Source organism: Enterobacter cloacae complex sp. 2021EL-01169 (assembly GCF_020733125.1).
Classification (GTDB): Bacteria; Pseudomonadota; Gammaproteobacteria; order Enterobacterales; family Enterobacteriaceae; genus Enterobacter; species Enterobacter roggenkampii.
This window is the reverse complement of the sequence record NZ_JAJFTC010000001.1, coordinates 11,695-25,025: the sequence shown is the minus strand read 5'-3', so window position 1 is coordinate 25,025 and position 13,331 is coordinate 11,695. Positions and strand designations below refer to the sequence as shown.

Annotated in this window: 16 protein-coding genes; 3 read left to right on the top strand and 13 right to left on the bottom strand. The window is 55.4% G+C overall.

All coding sequences use genetic code 11. From position 1 onward, the window contains the following. The first annotated feature begins 30 nt into the window (after positions 1–30). Positions 31–879 (top strand): MurR/RpiR family transcriptional regulator, encoded by an 849-nt coding sequence (locus LLF79_RS00145; RefSeq protein ID WP_008502176.1) that lies wholly within the window; start codon positions 31–33, stop codon positions 877–879. A gap of 46 nt (positions 880–925) precedes the next feature. Further along, a complete protein-coding gene (locus LLF79_RS00140) occupies positions 926–1,186 on the top strand; it encodes a YfhL family 4Fe-4S dicluster ferredoxin (protein ID WP_008502177.1) in 261 nt (86 codons plus the stop codon). On the opposite strand, the gene acpS is transcribed toward LLF79_RS00140, so the two are convergent. The 12 genes from acpS to rseD form a co-directional block, all read right to left on the bottom strand. Beyond that, positions 1,183–1,563, bottom strand: a complete 381-nt coding sequence (acpS, locus tag LLF79_RS00135) for a holo-ACP synthase (RefSeq protein WP_227878972.1) — start codon at positions 1,561–1,563, stop codon at positions 1,183–1,185. The two genes, LLF79_RS00140 and acpS, sit on opposite strands and share 4 nt — an antisense overlap. Then, positions 1,563–2,294 (bottom strand): pyridoxine 5'-phosphate synthase, encoded by a 732-nt coding sequence (gene pdxJ / locus LLF79_RS00130; RefSeq protein ID WP_045416273.1) that lies wholly within the window; start codon positions 2,292–2,294, stop codon positions 1,563–1,565. Before pdxJ ends, acpS begins: the two co-directional genes overlap by 1 nt. Positions 2,295–2,327: 33 nt before the next feature. Further along, positions 2,328–3,035 (bottom strand): DNA repair protein RecO, encoded by a 708-nt coding sequence (recO, locus tag LLF79_RS00125; protein ID WP_008502180.1) that lies wholly within the window; start codon positions 3,033–3,035, stop codon positions 2,328–2,330. 17 nt (positions 3,036–3,052) lie between these two features. Next, positions 3,053–3,958, bottom strand: a complete 906-nt coding sequence (gene era / locus LLF79_RS00120; RefSeq protein ID WP_008502181.1) for a GTPase Era — start codon at positions 3,956–3,958, stop codon at positions 3,053–3,055. Next, a complete protein-coding gene (rnc, locus tag LLF79_RS00115; protein ID WP_003860711.1) occupies positions 3,955–4,635 on the bottom strand; it encodes a ribonuclease III in 681 nt (226 codons plus the stop codon). Before rnc ends, era begins: the two co-directional genes overlap by 4 nt. Positions 4,636–4,857: 222 nt before the next feature. Then, complete coding sequence (gene lepB, locus LLF79_RS00110; protein WP_044597786.1) at positions 4,858–5,832, bottom strand: signal peptidase I; 975 nt, start codon at positions 5,830–5,832, stop codon at positions 4,858–4,860. Between the two features lie 15 nt (positions 5,833–5,847). Beyond that, positions 5,848–7,647 carry a translation elongation factor 4 gene (lepA, locus tag LLF79_RS00105; RefSeq protein ID WP_008502183.1) on the bottom strand — a complete coding sequence of 600 codons (1,800 nt, stop codon included), beginning with the start codon at positions 7,645–7,647 and terminating at the stop codon, positions 5,848–5,850. Between the two features lie 184 nt (positions 7,648–7,831). Continuing rightward, entirely contained in the window at positions 7,832–8,308 is a 477-nt protein-coding gene (gene rseC, locus LLF79_RS00100) for a SoxR-reducing system protein RseC (protein ID WP_008502184.1), read from the bottom strand. Further along, positions 8,305–9,258 carry a sigma-E factor regulatory protein RseB gene (gene rseB / locus LLF79_RS00095; protein ID WP_008502185.1) on the bottom strand — a complete coding sequence of 318 codons (954 nt, stop codon included), beginning with the start codon at positions 9,256–9,258 and terminating at the stop codon, positions 8,305–8,307. The genes rseC and rseB overlap by 4 nt, the downstream gene beginning before the upstream one ends. Then, positions 9,258–9,908, bottom strand: a complete 651-nt coding sequence (gene rseA, locus LLF79_RS00090) for an anti-sigma-E factor RseA (RefSeq protein ID WP_008502186.1) — start codon at positions 9,906–9,908, stop codon at positions 9,258–9,260. Before rseA ends, rseB begins: the two co-directional genes overlap by 1 nt. 31 nt (positions 9,909–9,939) lie before the next feature. Beyond that, entirely contained in the window at positions 9,940–10,515 is a 576-nt protein-coding gene (gene rpoE, locus LLF79_RS00085; RefSeq protein WP_006176728.1) for an RNA polymerase sigma factor RpoE, read from the bottom strand. Then, the gene (gene rseD, locus LLF79_RS27015) at positions 10,512–10,595 is read right to left on the bottom strand and encodes a rpoE leader peptide RseD (protein ID WP_223605340.1); all 84 of its coding nucleotides are present in this window, start codon (positions 10,593–10,595) and stop codon (positions 10,512–10,514) included. Before rseD ends, rpoE begins: the two co-directional genes overlap by 4 nt. A 343-nt stretch (positions 10,596–10,938) precedes the next feature. Here rseD and nadB point away from each other — a divergent pair, with 343 nt between their 5' ends. After that, a complete protein-coding gene (gene nadB, locus LLF79_RS00075; RefSeq protein WP_025912839.1) occupies positions 10,939–12,558 on the top strand; it encodes an L-aspartate oxidase in 1,620 nt (539 codons plus the stop codon). Here nadB and LLF79_RS00070 read toward each other — a convergent pair. Then, complete coding sequence (locus LLF79_RS00070) at positions 12,543–13,280, bottom strand: tRNA1(Val) (adenine(37)-N6)-methyltransferase (protein WP_021241883.1); 738 nt, start codon at positions 13,278–13,280, stop codon at positions 12,543–12,545. The genes nadB and LLF79_RS00070 overlap by 16 nt on opposite strands. Positions 13,281–13,331: the final 51 nt, after the last annotated feature.

Here is a 13,331-nt window from a genome sequence, read left to right as displayed (position 1 = left end):
CAGATAATCACATTTTCGCCAGGAGACCGTATGAACTGTTTAATTCGCATTCGCCAGCGCTACGCAGGCTTTGCCCAAAGCGACAAGAAGCTGGCGGATTTTCTGCTTTCTCAACCCGATCGCGCGCGCCATCTCAGCTCGCAGCAGCTGGCGAGTGAAGCCGGGGTGAGCCAGTCCAGCGTGGTGAAATTTGCGCAGAAGATTGGCTTTAAGGGATTCCCCGCCCTCAAGCTTGCGATCAGTGAAGCGCTGGTCAGTAACCCTAACCCGCAGTCCATGCCGGTGCATAATCAGATCCGCGGAGACGATCCGATGCGGCTGGTCGGCGAAAAGCTGATCAAAGAGAACGTGGCGGCCATGCATGCGACGCTCGATGTGAATACGGAAGAGAAGCTGCTGGAGAGCGTGGCGATGCTGCGCGGCGCGCGGCGGATCGTTCTGACCGGCATCGGCGCGTCCGGACTTGTGGCGCGTAACTTTGGCTGGAAGCTGACAAAAATTGGCCTTAACGCCATCGTCGAGCAGGATATGCACGCCCTGCTGGCGACCGTACAGGCGATGGATCCTGACGATCTGCTGCTGGCGATCTCCTATTCCGGCGAGCGCCGTGAGATCAACATGGCCACCGACGAAGTCCTGCGCGTCGGCGGTAAAATTCTGGCGATCACCGGTTTTACGCCGAATGCCCTACAGCAGCGGGCCACGCGCTGTTTATATACCATTGCCGAGGAACAGGCCACGCGCAGCGCGGCTATCTCGTCCACCAGCGCACAAATGATGCTGACGGACCTGCTGTTTATGGCACTGGTGCAGCAGGATCTGGAGCGTGCGCCCGAGCGCATTCGCCACAGCGAAGAACTGGTAAAGAAACTGGTTTGACGCGTATAATGCCCGCCCAGTTTGTGTTGTTTCTGAGAATTTCCTGATGGCGCTGTTAATTACCAAAAAATGCATTAATTGCGATATGTGCGAGCCCGAATGCCCGAACCAGGCCATTTCGATGGGCGACAGCATTTATGAGATTAACAGCGACCGCTGCACCGAATGCATCGGCCACTATGAGACGCCGACCTGTCAGAAAGTGTGCCCGATCCCCAATACCATCCTGAAGGATCCGGCACACGTCGAGAGCGAAGAGCAGCTGTGGGATAAGTTTGTCCTGATGCACCACGCGGACAAACTTTAACTTTCGATGATCACCGTTGCGCTAGCATAGTGACGCTCATCCGCGATCGTCACGTGGACGTGATTCACGCCCAGCTTCTCGGCCAGCTTTTGCGCCTCGCCCCATAAGCGCAGGCTTGGCTTACCCAGCTCATCGTTAAACACTTCAAACTGGTTGAACGCCAGACCGTTACGAATGCCGGTCCCCAAGGCTTTGGCGGCCGCCTCTTTTACCGCAAAACGCTTCGCCAGAAAACGCACCGGCTGCTGATGCGCTTCCCAGATGGCCCATTCGTTATCGCTCAGCACGCGCCTTGCGAGGCGATCGCCGCTGCGGGCGATCACCGCTTCAATGCGGGCTATTTCAATGATATCGGTGCCTAAGCCCAGAATGGCCATTACTGACGCGCTTCCAGCATCAGGCGTTTCATTTCTGCGACCGCCTCTTTCAGGCCGCTCATCACCGCGCGGCCAACGATCGCGTGACCGATGTTCAGCTCGTGCATTTCCGGGATGGCGGCAATGGCCTTCACGTTATGGTAGGTCAGGCCGTGACCGGCATTGACCTTCAGACCCAGGCTCGCCGCGTAGGTGGCCGCTTTAGCAATACGCTCCAGCTCTTTCGCCTGCTCGGCATCGTTTTTGGCATCGGCATAGCAGCCGGTGTGAATTTCGATATACGGCGCGCCCACGTCGGCTGCCGCTTTAATCTGGGTGAAGTCGGCGTCAATAAACAGCGAAACCAGGATACCGGCATCAGCCAGGCGCTTGCAGGCATCGCGCATTTTGTCGAGCTGGCCGACCACGTCCAGACCGCCTTCGGTCGTGACTTCCTGGCGTTTTTCCGGCACCAGGCAGCAGAAGTGCGGCTGGGTCTCACAGGCAATCGCCAGCATCTCTTCGGTGACTGCCATCTCCAGATTCATACGGGTATCCAGCGTCTGGCGCAGAATGCGAACGTCGCGGTCAGTGATGTGGCGACGGTCTTCACGCAGGTGAACGGTAATGCCGTCGGCGCCAGCCTGTTCAGCGATAAACGCCGCCTGAACCGGATCGGGATACGCCGTGCCGCGCGCATTACGCAGCGTGGCGATATGATCGATGTTGACGCCTAACAGTAATTCAGCCATGACAATCCTCGGTTTTCTTTTCGATTCTGTGGTCTAACGTTTCGGCACAAACTGCCTGAATAATTCGCGGCTCTTTAAGGGCTTGCCGCCAAGATACGGCTTGAGGGCAATCCGGGTAAAGCGTTTTGCTGCGCGCAGGGTATCCTGATCGGGAAACTCGCGCTCATAAAGCGCCCGGAGCTGACGCCCGGTAAAGGTGCTGTTGTCAATCACGACGCTGGCAATGAAGCCTTTTTCTTCGCGGTAGCGGTAGGTCATGGTGTCTTCCACTTCGTCACCGCTGCCCGCACAGTGCAGAAAATCGACCCCGTACCCAAGATGGCCCAACAGCGCCAGCTCAAAACGCCGCAGCGCAGGCTCGGGCGTACCGGTTGCGCCAGCCAGCGCCTGGATACAGTGCAGATAATCAAAGAAAAGTTCAGAGAAGCGGGTCTCATGTTCAAGAACGCGTGAGATGAGTTCATTGACATACAGACCGCTGTAGAGCGTGATGCCGGAGAGAGGAAGCGCCAGGGAGACGGCTTCGGCGCTGCGCAGGGTTTTGACTTCCCCTCGCCCACCAAAGCGGACCAGCAACGGCGTGAAAGGCTGTAAGGCACCTTTCAGGTTAGAACGTTTGGAACGTGCGCCTTTTGCAACAAGGCGCACGCGGCCCGACTCTTCCGTGAAGACGTCCAGCATCAGGCTGGTTTCGCTCCAGGGACGACTATGCAGGACAAAGGCGCGCTGCCATCCATCCATATGCTCGTCGTCGTGTGTTACTGGTCTTCGCCGTAACCGAGGCTGCGCAGAGCACGCTCATCATCGGCCCAGCCAGATTTCACTTTCACCCACAGTTCAAGGTGAACCGGCGCTTCGAACATCTCCTGCATGTCCTTTCGGGCTTCGATGCCGATGGTTTTGATCTTGGCGCCTTTATTGCCGATCACCATCTTCTTCTGCCCTTCACGCTCAACGAGGATCAGGCCGTTGATGTCGTAGCCGCCACGCTCGTTGCTCTGGAAACGCTCGATCTCCACCGTCACAGAGTACGGCAGTTCAGCGCCCAGGAAACGCATCAGCTTTTCACGGATGATTTCAGACGCCATAAAGCGCTGAGAGCGATCGGTGATGTACTCTTCCGGGAAGTGATGAATCGCTTCCGGCAGATGTTTGCGCACGATGCCCGCGATGGTATCCACGTTCAGCCCCGTCTCCGCAGACAGCGGAACGATGTCGAGGAAGTTCATCTGGCTACCGAGCCACTGCAGATGCGGCAGCAGATCGGCCTTTTCCTGCACGTTGTCAACTTTGTTGACGGCGAGGATGACCGGCGTTTTGCCGTCGCGCAGCTTGTTCAGCACCATCTCGTCGTCCGGCGTCCAGCGGGTGCCTTCCACAACGAAAATCACCAGCTCCACGTCGCCAATCGAGCTGCTCGCCGCCTTGTTCATCAGACGGTTGATGGCACGCTTCTCTTCCATGTGCAGGCCAGGGGTATCGACGTAGATCGCCTGATACGCGCCTTCAGTATGGATACCGACGATGCGGTGACGCGTGGTCTGCGCCTTACGCGAGGTGATAGAAATCTTCTGCCCAAGCAGATTATTCAACAGGGTGGATTTGCCGACGTTCGGACGTCCGACGATGGCAATAAATCCGCAATAGGTCTTTTCTTCGCTCATTCCAGCTCCAGCATTTTTAACGCCTGTTCGGCGGCAGCCTGTTCAGCCTTACGACGGCTTGAACCTGTGCCCACCACCGGTTCACTCAGGCCACTGACCTGGCAATGGATGGTAAATTCCTGATCGTGCGCTTCGCCACGAACCTGCACCACCAGATAAGATGGCAGCGGCAGATGACGGCCCTGCAAATATTCCTGCAGACGCGTTTTGGGATCTTTTTGTTTATCGCCCGGGCTGATTTCGTCCAGACGGGTCTGATACCAGTTCAGGATCAGCTTTTCGACGGTCTGGATATCGCTGTCCAGGAACACACCACCAATTAATGCTTCGACCGTATCGGCAAGAATAGATTCACGACGGAAGCCGCCGCTTTTCAGTTCACCCGGCCCAAGACGCAGACATTCGCCCAGCTCAAATTCGCGCGCGATTTCCGCAAGGGTATTACCCCGAACCAGCGTGGCACGCATGCGGCTCATATCACCTTCATCCACGCGCGGGAAACGATGATAAAGCGCATTCGCAATCACGAAACTTAAAATAGAGTCGCCTAAAAACTCGAGACGCTCATTATGTTTGCTGCTGGCACTGCGGTGGGTTAATGCCTGTTGCAACAACTCCTGATGATGAAAAGTGTAGCCCAGCTTCCGTTGAAGCCGATTAATTACGATGGGGTTCATGCGATACCAATAAATGAATGCGTCAAAAATGCAGCACACGAAACCGACCTGAGAAAACCAACGCGGTTTCGTGTGCCGTGGCACCCTTGCAGGGCCAACCTTAAACTTCGGGGGAATATTCTATACACAACGACAGGGGATGTCGTTAGTTCGAAGAGATTTATCGGTGAAATAATTCATGTAGCCGCGTTAATTCGCGGCTACACGTTCATTTAGTGAGAATTAATGGATTCCGCCAATACGATTCAGGCGTACGCCGGTCGGCCATTCACCTTCCTGCTTCTCAAAACTCATCCAGATTGCGGTCGCTTTACCGACCAGATTCGCTTCCGGCACAAAGCCCCAGTAACGGCTGTCCGCAGAATTATCGCGGTTGTCACCCATCATGAAGTAATGGCCTGGCGGTACAATCCAGCTTGCCAGCTGCTGGCCCGGCTGACGATAGTACATACCCACTTGATCCTGCGCGATTGGCACGGTGAGGATACGGTGCGTCACGTCACCCAGCGTCTCTTTGCGCTCAACCAGACGAATACCGTTATCTTTGGTTTCGCCTTTCGGTACCTGGAAGAATCCGCTACTCGCTTCGCCGCCGTTTTGACGGGCAAAGGTCTGCACAAAATCACTTGGCTCAACGTTCGAGTAAGTGATTGGCAGCGCGTTTTCACATGCGGTACCGGAGCTGCAGCCTGGCTGAACGGTGACTTCTTTCGCAACCGGATCGTAAGTCACTTTGTCACCCGGCAGACCTACCGCGCGCTTGATGTAGTCCAGGCGCGGATCTTCCGGATATTTGAACACCACGATGTCGCCACGTTTCGGATGACCGGTCTCGATCAGCGTTTTCTGGTAGATCGGATCTTTAATGCCGTAGGCAAACTTCTCTACCAGAATAAAATCACCAATCAGCAGCGTTGGCATCATTGAACCTGATGGGATCTGGAACGGTTCGTAAATAAACGAACGTACCACCAGCACAATCGCCAGCACCGGAAACACCGAGGCGCCCGTTTCCAGCCAGCCCGGTTTCGGACCGACTTTCTTCAGGGTTTTCGCGTCAATACCATCGCCAGTGGCTACCTGTGCGGCAGCCTGACGTTCACGACGTTTTGGGGCGAAGATAAACTTATCCAGACACCACAGCAGACCTGTCACCAGGGTAGCAATGACCAGGATCAGGGCAAACATGTTCGCCATGCCAACTCCTTAGGGTTATTTGCCGTCTTTACCAACATGAAGGATGGCAAGGAATGCTTCCTGCGGCAGCTCGACGTTACCGACCTGCTTCATACGCTTCTTACCTTCTTTCTGCTTCTGCAGCAGCTTTTTCTTACGGCTGACGTCACCGCCATAGCACTTCGCCAGAACGTTTTTACGCAGCTGTTTCACGGTAGAACGCGCGATAATGTGGTTGCCAATGGCCGCCTGAATCGCGATATCGAACTGCTGACGCGGGATCAGATCTTTCATCTTCTCAACCAGCTCGCGGCCACGGTATGGCGCATTGTCGTTGTGGGTGATCAGCGCCAGCGCATCCACACGCTCGCCGTTGATCAGCACGTCCACACGCACCATGTTGGAGGCCTGGAAGCGTTTGAAGTTGTAATCCAGTGACGCATAGCCACGGGAGGTGGACTTCAGACGGTCGAAGAAGTCGAGTACCACTTCCGCCATCGGGATTTCGTAGGTCAGTGCGACCTGGTTACCGTGGTAAACCATATTGGTCTGCACGCCGCGCTTCTCAATACACAGCGTAATGACGTTACCGAGGAATTCCTGCGGCAGCAGCATGTGACATTCGGCAATAGGCTCACGCAGCTCGTGAATATTGTTCAGCGGCGGCAGCTTGGACGGGCTGTCGACGTAGATCACTTCTTTCGAGGTGGTTTCAACTTCATACACTACCGTCGGCGCGGTGGTGATGAGGTCCAGATCGTATTCACGCTCCAGACGTTCCTGAATGATCTCCATGTGCAGCAGGCCGAGGAAGCCGCAGCGGAAGCCGAAGCCCAGCGCCGTTGAGCTTTCTGGCTCGTAGAACAGGGAGGCATCGTTCAGGCTCAGCTTGCCAAGCGCATCACGGAAGTTTTCGTAGTCGTCAGAGCTGACCGGGAACAGGCCCGCGTAAACCTGCGGTTTCACCTTTTTAAAGCCTGGCAGCGCTTTTTCTGCCGGGTTACGCGCACCTGTCAGGGTATCGCCCACCGGCGCACCGAGGATGTCTTTGATGGCGCACACCAGCCAGCCTACCTCGCCGCATGTCAGCTCGGTACGGTCAACCTGTTTTGGCGTGAAGATACCCAGACGGTCGGCGTTATAGACCTGTCCGGTACTCATAACCTTGATTTTGTCGCCTTTGCGCATGGTGCCGTTTTTAATACGCACCAGGGAGACAACGCCCAGATAGTTATCGAACCAGGAGTCAATAATCAGCGCCTGCAGCGGGGCATCCGGATCGCCTTCCGGGGCCGGAATATCACGTACCAGACGTTCCAGAACGTCGGTCACGCCGACGCCGGTTTTCGCAGAGCAGCGCACGGCATCGGTCGCGTCAATGCCGACAATATCTTCAATCTCTTCCGCGACGCGCTCAGGATCGGCGGCTGGCAGGTCAATCTTGTTCAGAACCGGCACAACTTCGAGATCCATTTCCATCGCGGTGTAGCAGTTTGCCAGGGTCTGGGCTTCTACGCCCTGCCCGGCATCGACTACCAGCAGCGCGCCTTCACAGGCCGCGAGCGAGCGTGAAACCTCATAGGAGAAGTCAACGTGGCCTGGGGTGTCGATAAAGTTCAGCTGATAGGTTTCGCCATCAGCCGCCTTGTAATCCAGCGTGACGCTCTGCGCCTTGATGGTGATACCGCGTTCGCGTTCCAGGTCCATGGAGTCCAGAACCTGGGCTTCCATTTCACGATCAGACAGGCCACCGCAAATCTGGATAATACGGTCAGACAGCGTCGACTTACCGTGGTCAATGTGAGCAATGATCGAAAAGTTACGTATGTTCTTCATATAGTTAAATAATTATGCCTTACGAATTCCTGGAGGCCGCTGTTCTTAGCCTGACGTTTTTCAGTGCGAAAACGCAGCATTCTACACTACATCTCCGCTACCTGGAAATGGACTTAGCGCCAGGTATAGCGTGAAGAAAGGACGTTTTCTGTTTTAAGACGTAAAAATGACAAAGCCCGATGAATCACCGGGCCTCAGAAGAGAGCGTCTCAACGCGAAGCTGGTCTGGCGCCAGCCCAACGCTGAGAATGACAGGCTGCCACTCCTCGCGCGCGGCAAGCGTCGGGGAGAGGCCTTTGGCAAGCCAGAATCCCCCCAGACCACCTAATGCGGCACCGCACATGGCGGCACCGTCGGTGCCAAACAGCATCTGGAAAACGCCGCCCATGATAAACAGCCCGAGCAGCGGAGAGAGATAGACCAGCATGGCGGAACTGAGCAGGCTGCCTTCCGCGATGCCGAGTTCAACCTTCTGCCCGGCCATCAGCGGCTGTTCGCTCGGCACAGAAATCGTGTGCGAGGTTTGCGGCCCGAGCTTATTCAGCACGCGGCTGCCGCAACCGGCTCGGGATGCGCAGCTATTGCATGAGGCTTTTACATCGCAGCTCACCAGCGCGATGCCGTTTTGCCACGAGACTACCGTCGCCCATTCTTTGATCATTGTGCGGCCCTGAATTTAATGCTGTCGGAGATGCGCTTCGCCGTTTGCGGAGGAAGTTCCCCCACAATGGTGATCTCTGCATTATCGCGTACCGTTGTGCTCACCGTACGGCGCCCGGTACGCAGAATTTGTTCAGTGCTGTTTGCCGTTGCGCGATTGATATTCACCGAGAAGCTGAACAAACCATCGGAATAGAGGCGTGATTCCACCGGCGTTTCAATCGTTGGCAGCTGGCGACGGCTGCTGGACACTTCGCTAAATCCTTGCGGGATCCAGGCAGGTACCCAGTTGAAATTAACGGAATCGCCTGCCGGAACGGAAAGCAGCGGCGGCAGGCTGGCCTTAGCCAGATTCTGCATGCTGTTGCCAACCTGGTTATTCACGCTAAAGGAGATAACGCGGAACTGTTCCAGCGTTTCACCGTCACGGTCAAGCAGGTCTACACGCATGGGGAGTTTGGTTTCCGCGTCAATCCAGACAATATAGCTGTAGCGCGTTCCATCCCGGGCGACAACGCGGATCACCTCACACAGTCTGTCCGCAATACGTGTACGCCCTACCGAAATAAAATCGTAGTAAGGGGCAAGCCGTTTGAAGTCGGTGTAAATGAGTGACGGCAGGGAATCAACGATATAGTCGCCATTGAGCGTGAAAGGCTCCAGGCCGGGTTCGAAATAGCTGATTTCGTTACCACGCTGGACAACTTCCCGACGCGGGCCATCCATCTGTAAAAGCTGGGCGAGCGGCTGATTATCAAGACGGGCATGGCGATAGCGTAACGACTCGACGCCCTGCTTATTGATGCTGATAAATGCCAACTCGTAATTGAGTGACTGGCTGGCCAGATTCATTTGCTGCAACAACGCCCCGGATGATACATCAGCCGAGGCGTTGGCAGAGAAGAACAGGCTACCCGCCATCAGAGACATGGCGAACCAAAGTTGCTTCATTACTGCGATTGCGTTCCTAAAGTTTGGTTTCCGGGCACCTGCACAGCAGCTTGCTGTGTCTGCGCCTGCTCAAACTGAAGCTGTTCAGAGTGCAGACGACGCTGCAACTCGTAATCCTGCAACATCGCATTAATGCGACGGCGCTGCTCCTGAACCTGCTGTTGCTGGCCGCCGCTGGCGGAAGCATCAGCCGGTACGCCCAGGCTTACCGGGCTGGCTTTGCCCATCATCGGCAGTGTGTTAAACACTGGCGCTTCTGGCTGCTGATTAGTTTCAGACTGAGTATTATAGTGCTGGACGCCAACGATAACTGCAAGCGATACGCATGCAGCCACACCCATTTGGGTAAGCTGGCTGGCCCACGGACGCACCTTTTGCCAGAATGGCATTTTCTGCCACTGGTGAGGTGCGGGTTGAGCTTCAGGAATCAGCGGAGTGGTCTGATGAACAGGCTCATTCTCAATCGCCGCCATGACGCGGGCTGAGATATCGAAATGGAGAACCTCGCCGGTGTCACCGCGAAGGGTGTCACGGATGAGATGGTAACTCTCCCAGGTCTCTTGCATTTCGGGAGAATGAGACAGCTCGTTGAGCAGCTCACTATCCACCGTTTCACCATCCATTAAAGCGGAAAGTTTTTCTTTCTGCATGCCTAATACCTTTTCCAGTATCCCGCTATCGTCAACGCCTGATAAGCGGTTGAACTTTATTATCAATAGCTTCTCGCGCACGGAAAATTCGTGAACGTACCGTGCCGACCGGACAATCCATGATAGCGGCTATCTCTTCATAGCTCAGACCATCCAGCTCCCGTAACGTAATTGCCATGCGTAAATCTTCCGGGAGCGACTCGATCGTGCGAAAAACGATTTGTCTCAGTTCTTCTGACAACATTAAGTTCTCAGGGTTCGAAATTTCTTTCAATGCGCCGCCACTTTCGAAGTTTTCGGCGTCGATTGCGTCCACATCACTAGAAGGCGGACGACGGCCCTGAGCGACCAGATAATTCTTTGCCGTATTGACCGCAATACGGTACAGCCAGGTATAAAAAGCACTATCTCCCCGGAACGAATCCAGCGCGCGATAGGCCTTAATAAAAGACTCTTGCACCACATCAGGCACATCACCTGACGGTACATAGCGGGAAACCAGGCTCGCCACCTTATGCTGGTAGCGCACCACCAGTAAGTTAAAGGCTTTCTGATCTCCCTTCTGGACCCGTTCAACCAGGACCTGGTCCGTTAACTGCTCGCTCATCCGAGGTAATGTCTCCCCAAACCTAAATTCCACGCGTTATCGAAACGCCACTCTAAAAATACCGCACTTTGAGCAAGCACCGAATTAGAGTGTCTGATCTTCAATAAGTTCCGTAACGCCTTTGTTTTTGTTCATCGCGCCGCAGACTGTTCATTTTCTCTCATTATAAGTCTGTTCACGATACGCACCACTTTCTGACAAGAAACATCTTTTTCCCGCCAGAAGAGTAACGCAACCCAGTCTTTATTTCATCACAAAATCTGACGCTAACGATCTGCTTCGCAAAATAATTTCACTCATTTACCCTCCGTTTACCTCCGCTTACGCGTTTAGCCATTGCAACACCCGTTAAAAAAAACGTGCGATAAATCGCATTCAGGTGCTATTCTGAGCCAACACTGTTTAGTAAATTAAACAACAATCATGAACACAACACCTGAACTCCATTGTGATGTACTGATCATCGGCAGCGGCGCTGCCGGTCTCTCTCTGGCGCTACGCCTGGCGGAGCATCAAAACGTTATCGTTCTGAGTAAAGGGCCGATAAGCGAGGGTTCCACGTTTTATGCCCAGGGCGGGATTGCCGCCGTGTTTGATGAGACAGACAGCATTGCCTCCCACGTCGACGATACGCTGATTGCCGGGGCCGGGATCGTGGATGCGCACGCCGCAGAGTTTGTCGCCAGCAATGCCCGCCATTGCGTGCAGTGGCTCATCGACCAAGGCGTCTTATTCGATACGCAGGTTCAACCCAACGGTGAAGAGAGCTATCACCTGACGCGCGAAGGCGGCCATAGCCACCGCCGCATCCTGCACGCAGCGGATGCCACCGGAAAAGAAGTGGAGACCACGCTGGTCGGCAAGGCGCTGAGCCATCCTAATATTCGGGTGCTTGAACGAAGCAATGCCGTTGATCTGATTATCTCCGACAAGATTGGCCTGCCGGGCACGCGTCGCGTGGTGGGCGCCTGGGTGTGGAACCGCAATAAAGAGAAGGTGGAAACCTGCCAGGCGAAGGCTGTGGTGCTGGCCACGGGCGGCGCCTCTAAAGTGTATCAGTACACCACGAACCCGGACATTGCCTCCGGAGACGGTATCGCGATGGCCTGGCGCGCTGGCTGCCGGGTGGCGAATCTTGAGTTCAATCAGTTTCACCCAACCGCCCTGTTCCATCCTCAGGCGCGCAACTTCCTGCTGACGGAAGCCCTGCGCGGCGAAGGCGCCTATCTGAAACGCCCTGACGGCACCCGCTTTATGCCGGACTTTGACGCCCGTGGCGAACTGGCCCCGCGCGATATCGTTGCCCGCGCCATCGACCATGAAATGAAGCGTCTTGGCGTGGACTGCATGTATCTTGATATCAGCCACAAGCCAGCAGAGTTTATTCGTCAGCACTTCCCGATGATTTACGAAAAACTGCTCAACCTTGGCATCGATTTAACCCGCGATCCGGTACCCATTGTGCCAGCCGCCCACTACACCTGCGGTGGGGTGATGGTTGACGATCATGGCCGTACCGATGTGGATGGTCTTTATGCTATTGGTGAGGTCAGCTATACCGGACTTCACGGCGCGAACCGTATGGCCTCTAACTCGCTGCTGGAGTGCCTGGTCTACGGCTGGTCTGCCGCAGAAGACATCACGAAACGCATGCCCTACGCCCGCGAAACAGAGCGCCTGCCTGCCTGGGATGAAAGCCGTGTGGAAAATCCGGACGAACTGGTCGTGATCCAGCATAACTGGCATGAGCTACGGTTGTTCATGTGGGATTACGTCGGGATTGTGCGCACCACGAAACGTCTTGAACGCGCGTTGCGCCGCATCACTATGCTGCAGCAGGAAATTGACGAGTATTATGCCAATTTTCGCGTATCGAATAATCTGCTGGAGCTGCGCAACCTGGTGCAGGTTGCCGAGCTAATCGTTCGCTGCGCGATGATGCGTAAAGAGAGCCGCGGGTTGCACTATACCCTGGACTACCCGGATCAGCTTGCTGAATCCGGCCCGTCGATCCTCGCCCCGCAGGTTTACATAAACAGATAAAACGCCTGGGTCAGGGCAGTGTAATCTTCGGAATAACGCTGGTCTGGCCCACGGATCACCATTCGATCGTTAAAGCATTCACCCTCTTTCGGCGAGAGCGCCAGCAGCACGCGGTGCGGCAGTCGGCCTTCCGTATCCGAAATGTCGGTACGCAGACGTAACGTCCAGCCGATCTCCTGCGCGATACCGATGAACGTGTTGCCCGTACTCTCAGGCAGGACCACGCAGAAAAAACCCTCTTCGGAGATAAGCTCGGCCGCGCTGGTGAGCAGCGCTTTGTGATCGAGGGAACGGGTATAACGCGCCTGTTCGCGCTCGGGTGTCCCGCACTCAACGCCGGGCTCGTAGTAGGGAGGGTTGCTGACGATCAAATCGTAACGCGCGGTTTGTTCAGGCGCCCAGGCGAGCACATCCGCACATTCCACTTTCATGCGGGCTGCCCAGGGCGATTCGGCCATATTGTCACTCGCCTGCTCTGCCGCCTGCGCGTCCAGTTCGACGGCATCAATGGTGACATGCTCGTCCGTGCGCTGCGCCAGCATCAATGCCACCAGCCCGCTGCCGGTACCGATATCAAGAATACGCTTAACCCCTGCGACAGGCGCCCACGCTCCCAGTAAAATACCGTCTGTACCGACCTTCATGGCACAGCGATCGTGAGCGACAAAAAATTGTTTAAACGTAAAACCATCGCGGCGCAGTTGCGCTTTGAGTTGAGACATGTCGGGGCAACCTTCTAAGTGAAACTGGAGTAGCATAGGGGAAAGCGAAGT